We start from the raw sequence: 17302 nt of genomic DNA, 5'->3' as shown, positions 1-17302 counted from the left end.
GGAGATCAAAGCTCGCCCGCGTCCTCCATGATTTCCGTGGCCGACTTGGCCGCGTCATCCAGCGCCTGCTGCGCGGTCTTGTCGCCAAGGATTGCAGCCTGCAATTCGGGGTAAACCGCATTGGAAATCTCGATCCATGACGGTGTCTGCGGCACAGCAAAGGCCGTTTCGGCCGCCGTCTGGAATGCGCTTAGCACCTCGACGCGATAGGGATCGCCCTGAGCAGTTTCGATAACATGATCCCAGACAGCGGTACGCGAAGGCAGCGGGCCGCTGGCGCTTTCAAGGATCTGGCTTTCCTCGTTTGTCAAAAACCAGATCAAAGATGCCGCCGCTTCGGGCGTGTCGCAGCTTTCTGTCAGGGAAAACCCGTGAAAGCCGGACCAGCCGGTCCGCTTGCCTGCGCTGCCCACCGGCGGCGGGGCCACACCCACGTTTCCAGCAACCTGACTGGACGCCGGATCGTTGAAGAAACCGGCCCAACCTGGCCAATCGAGATTCAGCGCAACGGTGCCAGAGGCAAAGCCCTGCCCCAGATCATCCCAAAGGTAGTTCGGCACGCCAACCGGAACAGCTTTAGCGGCATAAAGGTCCACAAACCATTGCAGCGCTTTGACACCCGCCGGAGAGTTGAAGGCCGGACGGCCATCAGCGTCCAGATACTCGCCGCCCTCGGCGACAAGCATCTCGTAAAAGCGCCCGTTGATCGCCTCGTCCTTGCCTGCGTATTGCGTCCCGAAGAAATCTGGCGGGTTGGCGAAAAATTTGGACTGATCGCGTACATGATCCCATGTTTCCGGTACAGCAAGTGGATAGCCGTATTCGGCCTCGAACGCGGTCGCCTTATCCGCATCTTCATAAAGCGATTTTTGATAGTACAACGCCGAGACGTCGAATTGCGCGCGCGGCAACAACGCCAGCTTGCCGTCAAGCGTGGCGGATTCGATGTTGCCCGGCACGAATGCCTCGATTTCCGACGCGGGAATGTAATCTTTCAGATCACGGTAGATACCCGGATACTGGGGCGCAAAAGACGAATGGTTCGACCCTACGCACCAATTCAGCGTACCGGTCCCTATGTCGGACTTGATTTCGCGATCCAGCTCGAAATGGTTCTTCTTCGAGACAACGTTGACCTTTGCGCCGGTCGCAGCCTCCCACTCGGGGATGCGGGCGTAAAGCGCCTCGTACTGCTGACCGCCGATCAGTTTGGCGTCTACCGTGACACCCTCGAACTTACCTGGCAACTCTTGCGCGAATGCGCCGCCAGTAACCACGACCAGCGCCGCAACGCTTACCCCGGTCAAACCTCTACGTTTGGAAATCGTCATGTCTTCCTCCCTGATTTCGATTCCGGCGCTCCCTCCGGCTATCACTTACTTATGAGTAATCTATTCATATTCAAATACTAAATAATTTCCAGCGTCAAGAAGTTTAGCTGGAAACTCACCGCGCATTTGCATATGAAGACCTTCATTCACAAGAAAAGAGGCAACCATGTCAGATACTGATCGCTACAGGGCACCCGCACTGGACAAGGGTCTGGAAATACTAGAGCTTCTTGCCGCTGTGGACGGTGGCCGCAGTCAGGCTGAAATTGCCAAACAATTGGGCCGCAGCCCGAACGAGCTTTATCGGATGCTCGATACACTGGTCCGGCGCGGCTATGTAGACCGGATTGACGGCGACCGTTATGCGCTCACGCTCAAAATGTTCGGACTGGCACAGCTGCACGCTCCGACCCGCCGTTTGGTGAATTTCGCCTCGCCGCTGATGCGCGAACTGGCTGCAGAAACAAAGCAAGCCAATCAGCTTGTGGTTTTTGACCGTGGTTATGCCGTGGTGGTCAGCCAGCAAGAAGCACCAGGTTATTGGGGGATCAGCATACGAGTCGGCAGCCACATCAGCCTGATCGACACCGGTTCCGGTCACATCTTGCTGGCGTATGCGCCCGCCGACCAGCGGCAGGCCATGGTTGACGAAAATCATGAAAACCAAGGCAAGGTGATTTCACCGGACCTGTCAAAGCGCCTGAACACCGTGCGCGATCAGGGTTTCGAAAACATGGCCAGCGCACAAACTGCGGGGGTCTACAACCTGTCGGCGCCGGTTCTGGCCGCCGACGGAACTGCGATTGCAGCGCTGACCATTCCCTACATCGGGCTGGTCAACACAGATGGCGCGCCGGACATGCAAAGCTGTATCAGCCTTCTGGTCCGGACCTGCAAAGAGCTGTCGCGCATGGCTGGCGCGCGGTAATCAGTTCCGATTTGAATAGATCATTCATATAAGTCATGCTCCAACGACAGGAGGACCACTCATGACCGTTGAACGCATTACCGACACCCATTGCCACATCATCGACAGAACCGTTCTGGACTATCCTTGGTTGTCTGATGCCCCTGCGCTGGACAGGGACTGGTCAATCGAAACCTACACCCAAGAGGCGCGGCAGGCGGGCATAACGCGCACCCTGCATATGGAAGTTGATGTTGCCACAGATCAGATCGACAATGAGACCGACTATATCGCAGGGCTGGCGGACCGGCAGGAGTCACTGATTTGCGGCATTATCGCCGCCTGTCGGCCGGAAAATAACGACTTTGGCGACCAAATTGCCGCCGCACAGGCGCATCCTCTGGTCAAGGGGTTTCGCCGCCCGCTGCATGTCGTGCCGGACGCGCTTTCTGAGCAGCCCCTTTTTCGTGACAACATCCGCCAGCTTGCCACAGCCGGACTGCCCTTTGATATCTGCGTAACGGCCAGACAACTGCCCCAAGCGCAAAGGCTGGTAGACGCCGCGCCGCAGACGCAGTTTATACTGGACCATTGCGGTGTGCCCGACATCGCAGGGGCCGGCTGGAACAGTTGGGCCGCTGAAATTACGGCCCTGTCACAGCGCGACAACCTGTCAGTCAAGATTTCCGGATTGCCCGCCTATGCGCAGGCCGGATGGACTGCCCGCGATCTTGAACGCTGGGTGATGCATGTGGTCGAACAGTTCACGCCGGCGCGGTGCGTCTGGGGGGGCGACTGGCCTGTCTGCACGCTGGGCGGCAGCCTGACAGACTGGGTTTCAGCCACCCGATCGATCCTTGCAAAACTAAGCACCCAAGAGCGCGCTGCAATTCTGGACGAAAACGCAACGCACATCTGGGGTCTGACCTAATCCACAAAGGTGGCGTCAAACAGCTTTTGTAGATCGTCCAGCGCCGCGTCGTATGCGCCATCCTTCAAAGCCTGCGAAATGCGGTCTGACGCAGGGTTCTGAAACGCCATGTAACCGTCGTGCCGCGGGCGCACGAATGCGCTGTCCAGCGTCGCAAGCGTACCACTGTAGAACCCGCTTGCCGCATCATCGACCCTTTCGTCGGTCCAAGCGGCACGATGCCCCGCCTGTCCGCCCGCATCCGCATAAATCCCGCGCTGAACCGCTGGCCCTGCGACATAGGCTGCAAAAGCTATGGCCGCTTCGGGTGCGTTTGAAAAGGCCGAAACGGCAATGCCTGTTCCGCCTAATCCCGACCCCGCCAGATCGCCGTCAAGCTGTGTCGATGGCACGTCGTGGAACGTCGCCTTATTCGGGCGGAACCCCGGCAATCCATAGCTGATATAGCCATAGATCAAGGGCGCGCAGGCAATCCTGCTGCCCTGCGACATTTCCTCCAGCACCGCGATCGGGTCCATCTCATAGCAGGCGGAATCAACGTGTTGCGCCACCGCAGCCAATCGCTCCAGCGCCGCACGCCCCGCCGCCGGATCAACGAATGTGCCCTTGCCATCATTGCGACAGGGATGCCCTGCGTTGGCAGCCATGTAATAGAAACACATCAGCGCATGGGGTGCCCGAAGTGGCAGCATCACCCGCCCCTCTTCTGCCAGCGACACGACCTCTGCCCACTTTGTCAGTGGTTGCGGCAACAGGTCGGGCCGTATCGCCTGAACCTGCGCTGCCGCATCTATGGGATAGGCCCAGCGATGCCCTTGCCAGACATAGCTATCGGCCGATGCACCGACACTTTCGGCGGTAATCTCGGGCACATCCGGCAAGGGCAACAGGCAGGCTTCTGCCGTGATCTGCCCGACATGAGGGTGGTCAATCACGATCAGGTCGTAATTGCGCGCCAAATCCTCAACCGGATAGGTTTCGAAATCCTGCAACGACCGTTTGTCCCAACTGATCCGGTGTCCAGTCTGTGCCTCCCATGCGGCAGAAACCGCAACCATAGGATCATAGCCGCGCGGGTGGCTCCAGGTCATACCTTTTAAAGTGGCCATGAACGGTCTCCTTTTGCCTGTAAACAGGGAGCTTACAGGTTGAAATCCTTGCGGATAATTTCAGAATGTTCACCGATCTGCGGTGCGGCGGCGCTGTTGGTGGACCGATGGCCGTCGATCCGGATGGGGGATCGCGTGGTCCGGATCGACACGTCGTCGGCGCGGGTTACGGTTTGCAGAATATCGAGAACTTTGAACCCGTCACTGCCCATCAATCCGCGCCAGTCAAGCACCTCGGAACACCAGATGTCATGTGCATCAAGCATCCCCATCCAATGGTCCGTCGGTTCGGACACCAGCCGTTCGGCGATAATTGCCTTGATCTGGTCGCGCTCGGTGAACCACTTTGATGGCGTATCGCGGTACACATCCAACGCCGGAATATCCAGCAGATCGGCCAGAATACCCACCGGCGTCATGGCAACGGCGATGAAGCCATCCGCCGTTGGATAAACCCCGTAGGGCGCAGACAGATACGCGTGGGCGCTGCGGTAATCAGCCCGACGCGGGGCGCGCTCTCCATCGTTCAGATGAGTGGTCAGAACCTCGAACTGTAGATCGACAAGCGCCTCAAGCAGACTGGTCTCGACATGTCGCCCCTTGCCGGAAATTCCCCGTCCTACCAGCGCCGCAAGGATACCTTGGCACAGTGCGGCACCGGCCAGCATGTCGCCCACTGCCAGCCCGATTGGCACCGGCCCTTGCGCCGCATCGCCGTTCAGCCACATGACACCGGACCGCGCCTGCGCCAGCAGATCCTGACCGGGACGTTTGACCCACGGGCCGGTCATGCCGTACCCAGTGATAGAGCCGTACACGATTGCCGGATTGATCTCTTTTACCGCCGCATAGGAAAGCCCCAGCCGTTCGATAACACCGGGCCGGAAATTCTGGATCATAACGTCAGCCTGCGCCAGAAGGCTTCGCAAGGTGTCCAGATCCGCCTCGCTTTTCAGGTCGATCGCGATACTTTCCTTGCCCCGATTGATCGCGTGGAAAATCGTGGAATCCCCGCCGATCTCAGTGTCCGACAGATAAAGCTGCCGCGACAGGTCGCCGCCATCAGGCCGTTCAACTTTTATGACCCTCGCTCCAAGGTCAAGCAGACGCAGGGAACAGTATGGCCCTGACAAAAACTGGCTCATGTCGACAACGGTCAGCCCCTGCAGCGGCAGATCGGGGGGGGTCACGATGCGAACCTTTGCAGCTTGCGCGTCAGCGTCGTCGCTTCTGTCAAAATTCGCTGCATCAGTCTGTGCCCTTTCGCAGTCATCATCTTATCGATATATGAATATATCTTTCATCAGCAAATTTCATTGTCAACGATCTTCTTTTCCCAGCATCAGCCGTGTGCCCACGACTAAGCGCGGGCCACAACGAAACCGCTGGAACCGGAACACAGGAATAAAAGGAAAAATCAGCTCAGCCGCGCGCAGCCTTCTGCACGGATCAGGGGGACAACCCGACCGGCCCGCATCTACAAGTTCAATCCTGCTTAGCCCGCTTTGAACCTGATATGCGGCCGGTCTGCGTCTGGCGATCCGCTCACCTCTGCCGATACGCGAAAAACGTCGCGCAACAGCTCTTGGGTCAACACTTCTGCTGGTGTGCCACTGGCCCGCACAACACCTGCGTCCAGCACAACGATGCGATCACAGAACATAGCGGCAAGGTTAAGGTCATGCAGGGCGATGATGCTTGTCAGGTCCAGATCCCGCACCATGTGAAGAATTTCGATCTGGTGATGAATGTCCAGGTGGTTTGTCGGCTCGTCCAGAAACATGACCTGCGGTGTCTGCGCCAAGGCGCGTGCGATGTGCACACGCTGTCGTTCGCCTCCCGACAGGGTCTGCCAAGCCTGCGTGCGACGGGTGGTCATGTCGACACGGTCCAGCGCCGTGGCAACCGCGGCTTCGTCGTCCTCGGACCAGCCCGAAAGAGCGGACCGGTGCGGCGTTCGCCCCAGACGGATAACATCGCGGACCGTCACATTGGTATCGGTCGCGGCATTCTGCTGCACGAAAGCAAGCTGTCGTGACAATGCACGACGGGACACTTTCGCAATGTCCTGACCGTTGATTTGCACACGCCCCAACACGGGTTTCTTCAATCCGGCCAACAACCGCAGCAGCGACGATTTGCCAGACCCGTTGGGCCCGATAAGGCCCAAAGTCTCGCCCTGCGCAACCGAAATTGAAACGTCCGAAACGATGACCTTGCGCTTGACGCGCCAATGCAGGTTTTCAGCGACGACGCTCATTTCTATGGCCTTGCACGGTAGAGGATAATGGCGAAAAAGGGCACGCCGACCAGTGCTGTGACCACACCGATTGGCACAATTTGCTGCACCGCAATCACGCGTGAGACGATGTCGGCGATCACCATGAACACTGCACCCACAACGGCACAGGCGGGCAACAGTCGCAAATGCAACGGTCCCACCACATAGCGTGCTGCATGGGGCACAACCAACCCGACAAAGCCGATAGCGCCTACCATACTGACGATGGTCGCGGTCAACAGCGCGGTCAGGCCGAACAACACCAACCGGATACGGGCCACCGGCACACCAAGCGCCGCTGCGTCCTCGTCTCCGAAGGTGAATGCATCAAGCGAGCGGGCCATCAAGATGCAGATCGACAAACTGAAAATGACCACCAACAACAGCAACTGGAAATCCGGCCAGCGCACGCCACCGAAACTGCCCAAAAGCCAGAACATCACGTCACGCGCCTGCTGGGCATTGCCCGATGTTGTCACGATGTAAGACGTCAACGCGTTGAACAGTTGCGATGCCGCTACCCCCGCAAGGATTGTATGGTTGGGGCCGCTTGTTGCGCCGTTGGACAAAAGCGCTACCAAGGCAAAGGCGGCAAATGCTCCGGCAAATGCACCCAGCGACAGCGACAAACCACCCGCACCAATCCCAAGCACGATGACGCAAACGGCGCCTGTGGATGCGCCTGCGGACACACCCAGAACAAAAGGTTCGGCCAGCGCATTGCGCAATAGCGCCTGCAAGATCGCCCCGCACATCGCCAGCCCTGCGCCAGCCAGCGCCGCCACCAGCGCGCGGCTAAGTCGAAGATTCCACACCACGCTTTGTTCAATTGGCGCGATCTGAACGTTGGTCAGTCCAAGCTCATTGGTGACAGACAGGAAAACAGTTTTCAGACCGATATTGAAATCACCGATCGCCGTTGCGGCGGCGACAGCGAACACAAGAACCAGCAAGGACAGGCCAAGAAACAGGACAAGCCGGAATGGCCCGCCCTCTTTTTCGTCGTCAGAACTTATCACGGCAGATCAAGTGTCTCGAGCTGCTCGGCCACCTGCTCGGCACCATAAAGCGTGCGAATACTGGGGTTCATCGATGCACCACTCATCACCACGATCCGATCGGCCTGAACGGCTTCCATCTGGCTGACGGTCGGGTCGGATTTCAAAAAGTCGATCTTGCTTTCGGCCCGATCAAGATCCCAACGGTTGCGATCGACCTGTGCCGCGACAAAAACCGTGGGATCGGCGGCCAGAATACCCTCCCACCCGACGGCTGGCCAGTCTGCTTCGGTCTTGATCGCGTTCGAGCCACCCAGAATATCGGCAATATAGCCTGAAGGACCGTTGCCGCCCCCCAAATAGGCATCATCGGCGGGCGAGGCACTGGAAAACCAGAACAGAAACGTCAGGTTGTCGTTTCGGGCAAAACGCGCGTGCAAGGCCGCTTCGCGTGCCTTGAAATCGGCGATCAGCGCATCCCCGCGATCTTCAACGTTAAAGATCAGCGAAAGATCTTCGATTTCGGAATAAAGCAGATCCATGCTCCAGAGGGCATCGCGCGTACCGTAAGCGTCCCCTGCATCCAGCGTGGTTGAACACGCACTAGGCGAAAGATAGGTCGGCACGCCAAGGTTCTCGAAATCCGACCGCTTGGCAACTTTGCTGTCAGCGCCCAGCAGCGTTGTCAGCATCGCAGCCACAAAGTCGGGCTGATGTGACAATACAGCTTCCAACGTGGGGAACTCGACCGAGATAACATCGACCTTTCTGTTGGCTTCGGCCAGCTCGGGCAACACCTTGTTTGGCCAGAAGGCGGTTGCGGCCATCCGGTCTTCAAGGCCCAGAAGCAGCATGATTTCCGCGCTGTTCTGCCCCAAGGCCACAGCATTCGCGGGAGCATGATCGAAAGTAACGCTCTGCCCACAATTCTCGATCGTCAGCGGGTAAGTTGTTTCAGCATGCAGGGCAGTCGACGCGAACAGCAACGCCGTACTTGCCAAGGCTATTTTGAACGTAACTTGCATCTATCTAATCCCGTTCCTGAGTGATTTAGTCGAGAAGCGGCTACAGGTATCATGCAACGTATTCAAGAGTGTTTTTATCAGGTATTAGGCGCACGTCACGCACAAGCAGATCAATCCGCGTGACTGCGTGAAAGCCCGACACGATCACTAGCCGTCTCCCCTGCGCAGCTATTATCGCAGCGGGCCGCGATTTCAGCGATACATTGCGGAAGGGTGAGTGGTCGCGCGGCGGCCCTAGATATGAAGCTTTCGCCAGCCACGGGAGCCCAATGAGCGCGTGCGACCCGACGGACAGGCCAGCCGCTCCGCAAGGTCGGCTGAAAGGCAAGGGCAAGCTGGACCTGCATCTGGGCTTCTTTGTCAAAATCATCGAGCAAGATGGTGACATCACGATGCCCGAACTGAGTGCGGCCCTGTTTGACCCAACGCGCGTTCGGGTGCACCCCAACGCCATCGGTAAATTCCTTTGCAAGTTGGGCTACACGTATAAATTGGTCACTGGTCACCCCCGAACGCCGCCGTGTCAAAGTAAGACGACAGCGCAAAGACTGGTTCGAACACCGCATTCCCGCGATGCCGAAGCATCCGGCGCGCGTTGTCTTTATTGACGAAACATCAGTAAAGGCAAACTAGACGAGGCAGCCGGGATAGGCACCTTGCGGAAACCGCCTGATCACGGACACCTCGCCCGGGTCATGGGGCAACCAGACGTTTACTGCCGGACTCAGTGCCGGTGTGGCCAGCTTTCCTGATCTGGTATGGGGTGCAGAGTATTCTATCTGCCCGGTTCGCTGATTGGCGGGGGTTTTTCGCTGTCGGCGCGATACTCGGCTCTTTCATTTTCTTTTTCACCCTCAGCTAGGGTGCTATCAGGCTGCGCCCGGTGTTCGAGCGGCCTAAGGCCTGGCGTGCCTTGGAAAAGCTTATCGCTTTGGTGGATGTGGATCGTTGCTTTTAAGCTGCTGATCATCCTGAACATATTCGGTGGGTCTAACTACTCTACTTCACAGTGCGGACTGCGCAAACCGCGCTGACCTGTGACGCGAAGGATGAAGGCTGTGTTCTTGGGCTGCGGGACATCTGGGAGCAAGAGGCGAAAGGTCGACTGGAAGGCATCACACCGGGTAATTCTGGCGGCAACTTCGGGTAGGTGACCAGCGCAATGGTGATGGGCCAGAAGGTGGCCTTCGGTCACGAATTTGCCCAACAAGGCCCTGCATCGGCTAGATGTTCAGTCCCGGCATCTGGTGGATTGGATTTAGGATGAATCTATCTGGCTCTGAAGTCCAGATTTTGCAGATGTATTCGTAGGGCGTAAGGCCGCTGAGGGTCTTGAGGCGGCGTGCGAAGTTGTAGGCCGCGATGAAGTCCGCGAGGTGCGTGCGCAGCTGATCACGGCTGTCGTAATGGTATCATTTCACCGTCGCCTCCTTAATCGTTCGGTTCATCCGCTCGACCTGGCCATTAGTCCACGGATGGTTTGGCTTTGTCAGGCGGTGCTCGATCCCATTTGCCTCGAGTATGCTGTGTTCCGGTTGCGGGGCCGCTCGGCGAACTGGATGCCGTTGTCCATTGCCCGGCAGTGGATTGCTGTATTGCAGCTCTGACGGCGTGCGTGGTCGTGGCGCTCCCATGACGAACTTGTCCCATAATGCTTCCTTCCAAGCCTGAGAAAGGATCGCACCATCAAACCGTGGGATCAAACATCTAAAGCGTGAGAATTGTGCTGCCTGTCGTCTTGCGGGCTTCCAGCGCGCGATGGGCGTCGGCCACATCCTTAAGCGCAAAGCGTTGGTCGATACGAATGTCCACGTCACCCGACAAGACCTTGTCGAACAGATGCTGCGCCATCTGCTGGCAGGTGGCGTGGTCACTGATGTGGGTGAACAGCGTCGGACGGGTGATTTTCAATGACCCCTTTGGCCCCAGAACACCCAGATTGAAAGGCGGCACCGGACCGGATGCGTTGCCGAAGGAAATCATCATACCCAAGGGTTTCAAGCTGTCCAGCGAGCCATCGAAGGTGTCCTTGCCCACGGCGTCCATCACCGCATCGACACCCTTGCCACCAGTGATTTCGCGCACCTGTGCAACCCAATCTTCGGTGCGGTAGTTGATGCAATGGGTCGCGCCGTGCTCCAGCGCGAGGGCGCATTTTTCATCTGTCCCGGCAGTGCCGATCAAGTTGATCCCCTCGGCCCGCGCCCACTGGCAGGCGATCAGCCCCACACCTCCGGCGGCGGCGTGAAACAGAACGGTATCGCCCATCTGCAACGGTGTGGTGCGGTGCAACAAATATTGCGTGGTCATACCTTTAAGCATCATCGCGGCGCCTTGCTCGAAACTGATGTCATCGGGCAGCGGACAGACCTGTGCGGCGGGCATCACCCGCGCTTCGCAATAGGCTCCGGGCGGTTGCGCGGCATAGGCAGCACGGTCGCCTGCCTTGAGGTGCGTCACCCCTTCGCCGACCGCTTCGATGATACCTGCTGCTTCCATTCCCAACGCGTGGGGCAAATTCATCGGATAAAGTCCGGTGCGTTGGTAGACGTCGATAAAGTTCAATCCCACAGCTTTGTGCGCGATGCGAACCTCTCCCGCACCGGGATCGCCTACGGGAAGATCTTCGAGGATGAAATTCTCGGGCCCTCCGGCCTCTTTGATAAGTGCAGTCAGTGCCATTCGCAGTCTCCCTATGCGCCGCCAATTTCTAGAACGATCTTACCGATATGCGTGCTGGTTTCCATGCGCGTATGGGCATCACAAGCCTGCTCAAATGCAAACGTGCTGTCCATCACCGGTGCCACCTTGCCCGCTGCCAAAAGCGGCCAGACCGCTTCGCGCAGGTCTTGCGCGATCCGTGCCTTGGCCAGATCGCTTTGCGGACGCAGGGTGCTGCCTGTCATTGTCAGGCGGCGCGTCATCAGCTGGACAAAGTTCATATCAACCTTGGGTCCTTGCAGGAACGCGATCTGCACCAGCCGCCCGTCATCGGCCAGCGCCGAGAAGTTGCGCGGGATATAATCGCCACCCACCATATCAAGGATCAAATCGGCGCCACCGGCCTCTTTCATCACCTCGACAAAGTCTTCTTCCTTGTAGTTGATGGCCCGTTCCGCCCCCAGTTCGACGCAAGCAGCACATTTCTCGGCCGAACCGGCGGTAACAAAGACCCGCGCCCCGAAATGCTGGGCCAGCTGGATCGCTGTGGTGCCAATGCCGCTGGAGCCGCCGTGGATCAAAAACCGCTCGCCTCCTTTCAACCCACCACGGGTGAAAACATTGGACCAGACAGTAAAGAAGGTTTCAGGCAGGCAGGCAGCCTGTTTCATGTCCAGACCATCGGGCACGGGTAGACAGTGCGCCGCAGGGGTGGCCACATATTCCGCATAACCGCCACCGGGCAGCAGGGCGCAGACCTGATCGCCCACAGCCCAACCGGTGACACCGGCGCCAATTTCCGAAATCTCGCCCGATGCCTCAAGACCGGGCAAGTCGCTTGCGGTTTTGGGCGGGTTGTACATACCTGCGCGCTGCAAAGCATCCGGACGGTTCACACCGGCAAAGGCAACCTTTATGACCACTTGGCCGTGGCCGGCCCGAGGCATGGGGCGGTCTGTGAGTTGCAACACTTCCGGCCCGCCCGGCTTGGTGATCTCGATCGCGCGCATTGTCTGGGTCATTGAAGCCTCCTGAATTTCATTTGCACATGCCTAGCAGGCCGCAGGCGGCGACGGAACCAGTGCCGCATGGCACCGCCTTCGCGGCACGTCACGTCAGTTCTTCGGTCCGCTCCAGCGCCCCGGAAAACCACCAAGTCCAGAAGGGCGTTTGATTGTCTGCATCAGCTTGTTCGGGCCCGCCATCATCTTTGACAGGACCGGATTTTCGCGCACCTGCGCCTTGAGCTTTTCGATCTGCATGACGTTGTCGATCCGCCGGTCCAGAAAGGCCCATGTCGCCTGATGATCCACACTGTCATCACCCAGCCAGTAAAGAACAGTGGACCCGTAAACCCCCGACAGTGTTGCGCGTTTGGTGTACCAGTTCACATCATCCGAGGTATCGCCAAGCGCCGTCCAGATGGCATCGGCAGTGCCCCAGATCGCCTTTGCCCCGTCTGCGGCATGGGTCGGCAGGGCAAACAGCGTGGTGCCGCGGCGCACGGCCTCCTTATCCTCAATAGCCTCAAGCCGATAGCGTACCGCCGCTGCGATCCGGTCGCGAAAACGCAGGGCGCTGAGGTCTTCGGATTGCAACCTATCCAGCATCGCCTGATCGCCTGCCGCATGATAGGCCAGCGCCAGATCCACCGCACCGCGCGGACAGACCGCGCGCGCAACTGCCGGGGCGACGTCCGCATCGCGGACCGCAGCCTGAAATGTAGCATCGCTCCATCCGTCAAAAGCCACATGCGGCAAGGCCGCCTGCAAGAGTGCCTCTTTGGTTTCGGTATAGTTGGCAGTCATCGCGATACCTCATTTTGGCAGGTCGTCCGGGTACTGGACAAACTAGGGCGCAGTTGCTATATGCCCACTTCCTGCAAATCCTTGCAACTCAACTTAGAAAGGTGGTGAAAACCACATGCAGGTTAGTGTTCGCGACAACAACGTCGATCAAGCGCTGCGCGCCCTGAAGAAAAAACTTCAGCGCGAAGGTGTGTTCCGTGAAATGAAGCTCAAGCAGCATTTCGAGAAGCCCTCCGAGAAAAAAGCACGCGAGAAAGCCGAAGCGATCCGCCGTGCCCGCAAGCTGGCACGCAAAAAGGCTCAACGCGAAGGTATGATGTAAGTCATCCCCGGCGTAAGCTGCTTAAGATTACGGACCCCCGCATGGCAGCGCCTGCGGGGGTTTGTTGTTTTCAGGGGACCAAATCAGCGAGTTCAGGCGATTCCGACCCGCAACTGCACAAAAGGTTCGACATCGCCAAGCCGGAAGATGCGCAGGCTTTCCTCCACATCGTTCATGTCTGCGGTTAGCGACCGGCAGGTCCGAATCGTCTCGTCAAAGAGCGCTGCATTTTGGTGCACGGTCGCTTCAGACTCGGAGATTGCGGCTCTGACGGCGTGCCTGGTCGTGGCGCTCCCATGACGAACTTGTCCCATAATGCCTCCTTCCATTCCTGCGAAAGGAGCGCCCCATCAAACCGCGGGATCAAACACCTAGCGCCAGAAGTGTCCCCACAAGTGCAAGGCAAACCATCATCAAAACCATGCGCACAGCAGTCTCCGTTCGTTCAATACAACAGGGATATCGGGCGGGTTTGAACCAATGCCTGACCGATGCGTTTCTTTCAGCCCCGCGCAGCCATCAGAATCATATCGCTGGCTTTTTCCGCCATCATGATTGTCGGCGCGTTGGTGTTGCCACTGGGGATCGCGGGCATCGCACTGGCATCCACCACGCGCAGCCCGCCAATCCCGCGCAGGCGCATCTGACCATCCAGCGGCGCATCGTCGCCACCCATACGAACGGTGCAGGTCGGGTGAAAGATCGTCGTGCCGACATCCCCCGCCGCCTGCGCCAGTTCCGCATCGGTCTGCGCCTGCGCACCCGGTTTCATTTCCTCGGGAGCATAACGTTGCATCGGGCTTTGCGCCATGATTGCCCGCACCTGCCGGATTGCGTCGCGCGCCACCTGAAGGTCGCCTTCGGTCGACAGGTAGTTGGGGGCAATCACCGGTGCCTGATGCGGGTCTGCCGACGCGATCTGCACCGTGCCACGGCTTTGCGGTCGCAGATTGCAGACGCTGGCGGTGATGGCGGGAAAGTTGTGCAGTGGCTGGCCAAAGGCCTCGAGCGACAGCGGTTGCACATGATACTCCAGATCCGCAGTTGCAAGATCGGGTCGCGATTTGCTGAAAGCGCCAAGCTGGCTGGGGGCCATCGACATAGGGCCGCTGCGGCGCATGGCATATTCCATACCGATCATCGCCTTGCCCCACAGACTGTTGGCCATCGTATTCAGCGTTTTGGCCCGCGTCAGCCGCCACGCACAGCGCAATTGCAGGTGGTCTTGAAGGTTGGCACCCACCTGCGGCGCGTCGTGCTGGACAGCGATACCGTGTTCTTGCAACAGATCACCCGGACCGATACCCGACAATTGCAGGATTTGCGGGCTGTTGACCGCACCGGCACACAAGATCACCTCGGCACCCGCACGCGCCTGAAGTATCCGGCCCGTGCGTTCGTATTCGACCCCTACGGCGCGCCCGTCCTCAATCAGGATGCGGCGGGTGTGGGCCTGAGTCTCAACCTTCAACGTCTTGCCCGTCGCAGTGCGCAAAAACGCCTTGGCGGTATTCATCCGCCAGCCGTTCCGCTGGTTGACGCGGAAATAACCAACGCCTTCGTTGTCGCCGGTGTTGAAATCGGTGACCTTCGGCAGACCCCAAGCCGCCGCAGCCTCCATCCAGTCGTCCAGCAGATCCCAATGCAAGCGCTGGTTTTCCACACGCCACTCACCGCCCGTGCCGTGCATATCCGAAGGGCCATCGACATAATCTTCGGATTTCAGGAAATAGGGCAGCACATCGTCCCACCCCCAACCGGTCAGACCCATCTGCCGCCAGCCGTCATAATCCGCCGCCTGCCCGCGCAGATACAGCATGCCGTTGATCGACGAACAGCCGCCCAGCACCTTGCCACGCGGATAGAGCAGCGACCGGCCGTTCAGCCCGTCGACAGGTGCTGTGCGATACATCCAGTCGGTGCGCGGGTTGCCGATGCAGTACAGATAACCCATCGGGATGTGCACCCAATGGTAATTGTCCTTGCCCCCCGCCTCGAGCACCAGCACTCGGTGGCCTGCGTCACTTAGCCGTTTGGCCACAACACATCCGGCGCTGCCTGCGCCGACAACGATATAATCCCAATCGCTCATTTCCCCCCCCAGACCGGCAGGGCGGTCGTTTTAAACACGGTGCGCAAGGCAAAGCTGGACTGCATCTGCGCCACCCCCGGCAAGCGGGCCAGATGCTGACGGTGAATGCGTGCAAAATCCTCGGTATTTTCGGCGACAACCTTAAGGATATAATCGGCGGTGCCTGCCATCAGATGACATTCCAGCACGTCAGGTATGCGCCGCACCGCCTTTTCAAAAGCGTCGAGAACCTCGTCGGCCTGTCCTTGCAAGGTGATCTCGACAAAGACGGTGGTGGAAACACCCATCTTGCGCGCATCCAACAGCGCGACGTAGTCTTTGATATACCCTTCGGCCTCAAGCCGCTGCACACGCCGGTGACAGGCCGACGCACTCAGATTTACCTGTTCGGACAGGTCTGCATTCGACATCCGCCCCTTGCGCTGAAGCGCTTCGAGAATACGCCGATCGGTCGCGTCTGCTGACATTTGCGCATGTTCCTTCGAAAATTTAGACATTTCGCGCCAGACTATTCGAATATCAAGGCGAAAAGCGAGGCCCCTTTCGTGGGTTCTTGCGCATCAATCACGTTAAAATACGCCCCATACTGCAATACAGGGAATGGCAGATGAAAATCGGATGTCCAACAGAGATCAAGCCACAAGAATTTCGCGTAGGCATGACGCCCAACGCCGCACAAGAGGCGGTGGCGCGCGGCCACACTGTACTGATCCAAGCAGGTGCCGGCGTTGGTGCAGGCTTTGAGGATGCGGATTATACGGCGGTGGGTGCTCGGATCGTCGAAACGGCGCAAGAGGTCTTTGCCGCCGCAGATATGATCGTAAAGGTGAAGGAACCGCAGGCAGGCGAGCGCAAGATGCTACGCGAGGGGCAGATCTTGTTCACCTATCTGCATCTGGCACCGGACCCCGACCAGACGCATGATCTGCTGGCTTCGGGTGCGACCTGCATCGCTTATGAAACCGTCACAGACCGTCAGGGCGGCCTGCCGTTGCTGGCACCGATGTCAGAGGTCGCCGGTCGGCTGGCCCCACAGGTTGGCGCGTGGACGCTGCAAAAGGCCAACGGCGGGCGCGGTGTCCTGATGGGTGGTGTCCCGGGCGTGAGCCCAGCCCGCGTCGTTGTGATCGGCGGCGGTGTCGTCGGCACCCATGCGGCACGGATCGCGGCGGGTATGGGCGCGGATGTGACCGTGCTGGACCGGTCGCTGCCACGGATGCGGTATCTCGATGACGTCTTTGGTGGCGTGTTCAAGACCAGCTATGCCAGCGCAGGCAACACCATAGAACTGGCGCGTGCTGCCGATATGATCATCGGCGCTGTACTGGTGCCCGGTGCCGCAGCGCCCAAGCTGATCTCGAAAGCGCAACTGTCTGAACTGAAACCTGGCGCCGCGCTGGTAGACGTGGCAATTGACCAAGGCGGTTGCTTCGAGACCTCGAAGGCCACCACGCATCAGAATCCCATCTATGATGTGGACGGGATCATGCACTATTGCGTAGCCAACATGCCCGGCGCTGTAGCGCGAACATCGACGATTGCGCTGAGCAATGCGACGATGCCGTTCATGCTGGCACTTGCGGACAAGGGTTGGAAAAAGGCCTGTGCCGAAGACCCGCACCTGCTGGCGGGGCTGAACGTACACGCGGGCAAACTGACCTATGCGGCCGTGGGTGACGCATTGGGTCTGGACGTGACAGCACCCGAAGATGCGCTGAAGATGTAAGCGGCGCGCGGGGCTCTGCCCCTCGGCGCATACGCGCCTTCCCCGGAGTTTATCCGGCAAGATGAAGCAACAAGGCCCGCGCGGAGCAGTCCGGGCGGGCCTTGTTCGATC

At 58.8% G+C, this 17302-nt stretch carries 17 protein-coding genes and 1 pseudogene; 5 read left to right on the top strand and 13 right to left on the bottom strand.

Features of this window, described 5'->3' with window-relative positions:
- Positions 1-5: 5 nt before the first annotated feature.
- Positions 6-1331 carry an ABC transporter substrate-binding protein gene (locus tag SULPSESMR1_RS17440; protein WP_089422017.1) on the bottom strand — a complete coding sequence of 442 codons (1326 nt, stop codon included), beginning with the start codon at positions 1329-1331 and terminating at the stop codon, positions 6-8.
- A 166-nt stretch (positions 1332-1497) separates the two neighbouring features.
- Between SULPSESMR1_RS17440 and SULPSESMR1_RS17435 the strand changes: the two genes are divergently transcribed.
- Together SULPSESMR1_RS17435 and SULPSESMR1_RS17430 are read left to right on the top strand one after the other, a co-directional pair.
- Positions 1498-2259, top strand: coding sequence for an IclR family transcriptional regulator (locus SULPSESMR1_RS17435; protein ID WP_089422016.1), 762 nt, complete (start codon positions 1498-1500; stop codon positions 2257-2259).
- 61 nt (positions 2260-2320) lie between these two features.
- The gene (locus SULPSESMR1_RS17430) at positions 2321-3169 is read left to right on the top strand and encodes an amidohydrolase family protein (RefSeq protein WP_089422015.1); all 849 of its coding nucleotides are present in this window, start codon (positions 2321-2323) and stop codon (positions 3167-3169) included.
- On the opposite strand, the gene SULPSESMR1_RS17425 is transcribed toward SULPSESMR1_RS17430, so the two are convergent.
- From SULPSESMR1_RS17425 to SULPSESMR1_RS17405, 5 genes are all read right to left on the bottom strand, one after another.
- Complete coding sequence (locus SULPSESMR1_RS17425; protein WP_089422014.1) at positions 3166-4278, bottom strand: extracellular solute-binding protein; 1113 nt, start codon at positions 4276-4278, stop codon at positions 3166-3168. The genes SULPSESMR1_RS17430 and SULPSESMR1_RS17425 overlap by 4 nt on opposite strands.
- Before the next feature lie 32 nt (positions 4279-4310).
- Positions 4311-5468, bottom strand: coding sequence for a CaiB/BaiF CoA transferase family protein (locus tag SULPSESMR1_RS17420; RefSeq protein ID WP_162791909.1), 1158 nt, complete (start codon positions 5466-5468; stop codon positions 4311-4313).
- Positions 5469-5773: 305 nt separating this feature from the next.
- On the bottom strand, positions 5774-6538 hold the full coding sequence (locus SULPSESMR1_RS17415; RefSeq protein WP_089422012.1) for an ABC transporter ATP-binding protein: 765 nt from the start codon (positions 6536-6538) through the stop codon (positions 5774-5776).
- Between the two features lie 2 nt (positions 6539-6540).
- Positions 6541-7575 carry a FecCD family ABC transporter permease gene (locus SULPSESMR1_RS17410; protein WP_240311486.1) on the bottom strand — a complete coding sequence of 345 codons (1035 nt, stop codon included), beginning with the start codon at positions 7573-7575 and terminating at the stop codon, positions 6541-6543.
- Positions 7575-8582 carry an ABC transporter substrate-binding protein gene (locus SULPSESMR1_RS17405; RefSeq protein ID WP_089422010.1) on the bottom strand — a complete coding sequence of 336 codons (1008 nt, stop codon included), beginning with the start codon at positions 8580-8582 and terminating at the stop codon, positions 7575-7577. Before SULPSESMR1_RS17405 ends, SULPSESMR1_RS17410 begins: the two co-directional genes overlap by 1 nt.
- A 269-nt stretch (positions 8583-8851) precedes the next feature.
- Here SULPSESMR1_RS17405 and SULPSESMR1_RS17400 point away from each other — a divergent pair, with 269 nt between their 5' ends.
- Positions 8852-9190: a hypothetical protein gene (locus SULPSESMR1_RS17400; protein ID WP_089422009.1), complete on the top strand. Its 339-nt coding sequence runs from the start codon at positions 8852-8854 to the stop codon at positions 9188-9190.
- Between the two features lie 615 nt (positions 9191-9805).
- On the opposite strand, the pseudogene SULPSESMR1_RS17390 reads toward SULPSESMR1_RS17400, so the two are convergent.
- The 4 genes and pseudogenes from SULPSESMR1_RS17390 to SULPSESMR1_RS17375 all read right to left on the bottom strand — a co-directional run.
- Positions 9806-10170 (bottom strand): annotated as a pseudogene (locus SULPSESMR1_RS17390) (integrase core domain-containing protein); the annotation flags it as partial.
- Between the two features lie 119 nt (positions 10171-10289).
- Positions 10290-11264 (bottom strand): quinone oxidoreductase family protein, encoded by a 975-nt coding sequence (locus SULPSESMR1_RS17385; protein ID WP_089422007.1) that lies wholly within the window; start codon positions 11262-11264, stop codon positions 10290-10292.
- Between the two features lie 11 nt (positions 11265-11275).
- Complete coding sequence (locus tag SULPSESMR1_RS17380) at positions 11276-12265, bottom strand: NAD(P)H-quinone oxidoreductase (RefSeq protein WP_089422006.1); 990 nt, start codon at positions 12263-12265, stop codon at positions 11276-11278.
- A 93-nt stretch (positions 12266-12358) separates the two neighbouring features.
- Positions 12359-13051, bottom strand: coding sequence for a COQ9 family protein (locus SULPSESMR1_RS17375; RefSeq protein WP_089422005.1), 693 nt, complete (start codon positions 13049-13051; stop codon positions 12359-12361).
- Between the two features lie 115 nt (positions 13052-13166).
- Here SULPSESMR1_RS17375 and rpsU point away from each other — a divergent pair, with 115 nt between their 5' ends.
- Positions 13167-13373, top strand: coding sequence for a 30S ribosomal protein S21 (gene rpsU / locus SULPSESMR1_RS17370; RefSeq protein ID WP_007118112.1), 207 nt, complete (start codon positions 13167-13169; stop codon positions 13371-13373).
- A 92-nt stretch (positions 13374-13465) separates the two neighbouring features.
- Here rpsU and SULPSESMR1_RS25275 read toward each other — a convergent pair whose 3' ends face one another.
- From SULPSESMR1_RS25275 to SULPSESMR1_RS17355, 3 genes are all read right to left on the bottom strand, one after another.
- A complete protein-coding gene (locus SULPSESMR1_RS25275; protein ID WP_198362900.1) occupies positions 13466-13687 on the bottom strand; it encodes a hypothetical protein in 222 nt (73 codons plus the stop codon).
- Positions 13688-13875: 188 nt separating this feature from the next.
- Positions 13876-15465: a GMC family oxidoreductase gene (locus tag SULPSESMR1_RS17360; RefSeq protein ID WP_089422003.1), complete on the bottom strand. Its 1590-nt coding sequence runs from the start codon at positions 15463-15465 to the stop codon at positions 13876-13878.
- Positions 15462-15932 carry an Lrp/AsnC family transcriptional regulator gene (locus tag SULPSESMR1_RS17355; RefSeq protein ID WP_089422002.1) on the bottom strand — a complete coding sequence of 157 codons (471 nt, stop codon included), beginning with the start codon at positions 15930-15932 and terminating at the stop codon, positions 15462-15464. The genes SULPSESMR1_RS17360 and SULPSESMR1_RS17355 overlap by 4 nt, the downstream gene beginning before the upstream one ends.
- Before the next feature lie 140 nt (positions 15933-16072).
- Between SULPSESMR1_RS17355 and ald the strand changes: the two genes are divergently transcribed.
- Positions 16073-17191 carry an alanine dehydrogenase gene (gene ald, locus SULPSESMR1_RS17350; RefSeq protein ID WP_089422001.1) on the top strand — a complete coding sequence of 373 codons (1119 nt, stop codon included), beginning with the start codon at positions 16073-16075 and terminating at the stop codon, positions 17189-17191.
- Positions 17192-17302 lie beyond the last annotated feature (111 nt).

Source organism: Pseudosulfitobacter pseudonitzschiae, from assembly GCF_002222635.1.
GTDB classification, from domain to species: Bacteria; Pseudomonadota; Alphaproteobacteria; order Rhodobacterales; family Rhodobacteraceae; genus Pseudosulfitobacter; species Pseudosulfitobacter pseudonitzschiae_A.
The sequence above is the reverse complement of the archived record's forward strand: the minus strand, read 5'-3'. Positions and strand labels throughout refer to the sequence as shown.

Coding starts and splice junctions, on each gene's coding strand:
- SULPSESMR1_RS17440 (WP_089422017.1), bottom strand. CDS start 1,331: ATGACGATTTCCAAACGTAGAGGTTTGACCGGGGTAAGCGTTGCGGCG.
- SULPSESMR1_RS17435 (WP_089422016.1), top strand. CDS start 1,498: ATGTCAGATACTGATCGCTACAGGGCACCCGCACTGGACAAGGGTCTG.
- SULPSESMR1_RS17430 (WP_089422015.1), top strand. CDS start 2,321: ATGACCGTTGAACGCATTACCGACACCCATTGCCACATCATCGACAGA.
- SULPSESMR1_RS17425 (WP_089422014.1), bottom strand. CDS start 4,278: ATGGCCACTTTAAAAGGTATGACCTGGAGCCACCCGCGCGGCTATGAT.
- SULPSESMR1_RS17415 (WP_089422012.1), bottom strand. CDS start 6,538: ATGAGCGTCGTCGCTGAAAACCTGCATTGGCGCGTCAAGCGCAAGGTC.
- SULPSESMR1_RS17405 (WP_089422010.1), bottom strand. CDS start 8,582: ATGCAAGTTACGTTCAAAATAGCCTTGGCAAGTACGGCGTTGCTGTTC.
- SULPSESMR1_RS17400 (WP_089422009.1), top strand. CDS start 8,852: ATGAGCGCGTGCGACCCGACGGACAGGCCAGCCGCTCCGCAAGGTCGG.
- SULPSESMR1_RS17385 (WP_089422007.1), bottom strand. CDS start 11,264: ATGGCACTGACTGCACTTATCAAAGAGGCCGGAGGGCCCGAGAATTTC.
- SULPSESMR1_RS17380 (WP_089422006.1), bottom strand. CDS start 12,265: ATGACCCAGACAATGCGCGCGATCGAGATCACCAAGCCGGGCGGGCCG.
- SULPSESMR1_RS17375 (WP_089422005.1), bottom strand. CDS start 13,051: ATGACTGCCAACTATACCGAAACCAAAGAGGCACTCTTGCAGGCGGCC.
- rpsU (WP_007118112.1), top strand. CDS start 13,167: ATGCAGGTTAGTGTTCGCGACAACAACGTCGATCAAGCGCTGCGCGCC.
- SULPSESMR1_RS25275 (WP_198362900.1), bottom strand. CDS start 13,687: ATGGGACAAGTTCGTCATGGGAGCGCCACGACCAGGCACGCCGTCAGA.
- SULPSESMR1_RS17360 (WP_089422003.1), bottom strand. CDS start 15,465: ATGAGCGATTGGGATTATATCGTTGTCGGCGCAGGCAGCGCCGGATGT.
- SULPSESMR1_RS17355 (WP_089422002.1), bottom strand. CDS start 15,932: ATGTCAGCAGACGCGACCGATCGGCGTATTCTCGAAGCGCTTCAGCGC.
- ald (WP_089422001.1), top strand. CDS start 16,073: ATGAAAATCGGATGTCCAACAGAGATCAAGCCACAAGAATTTCGCGTA.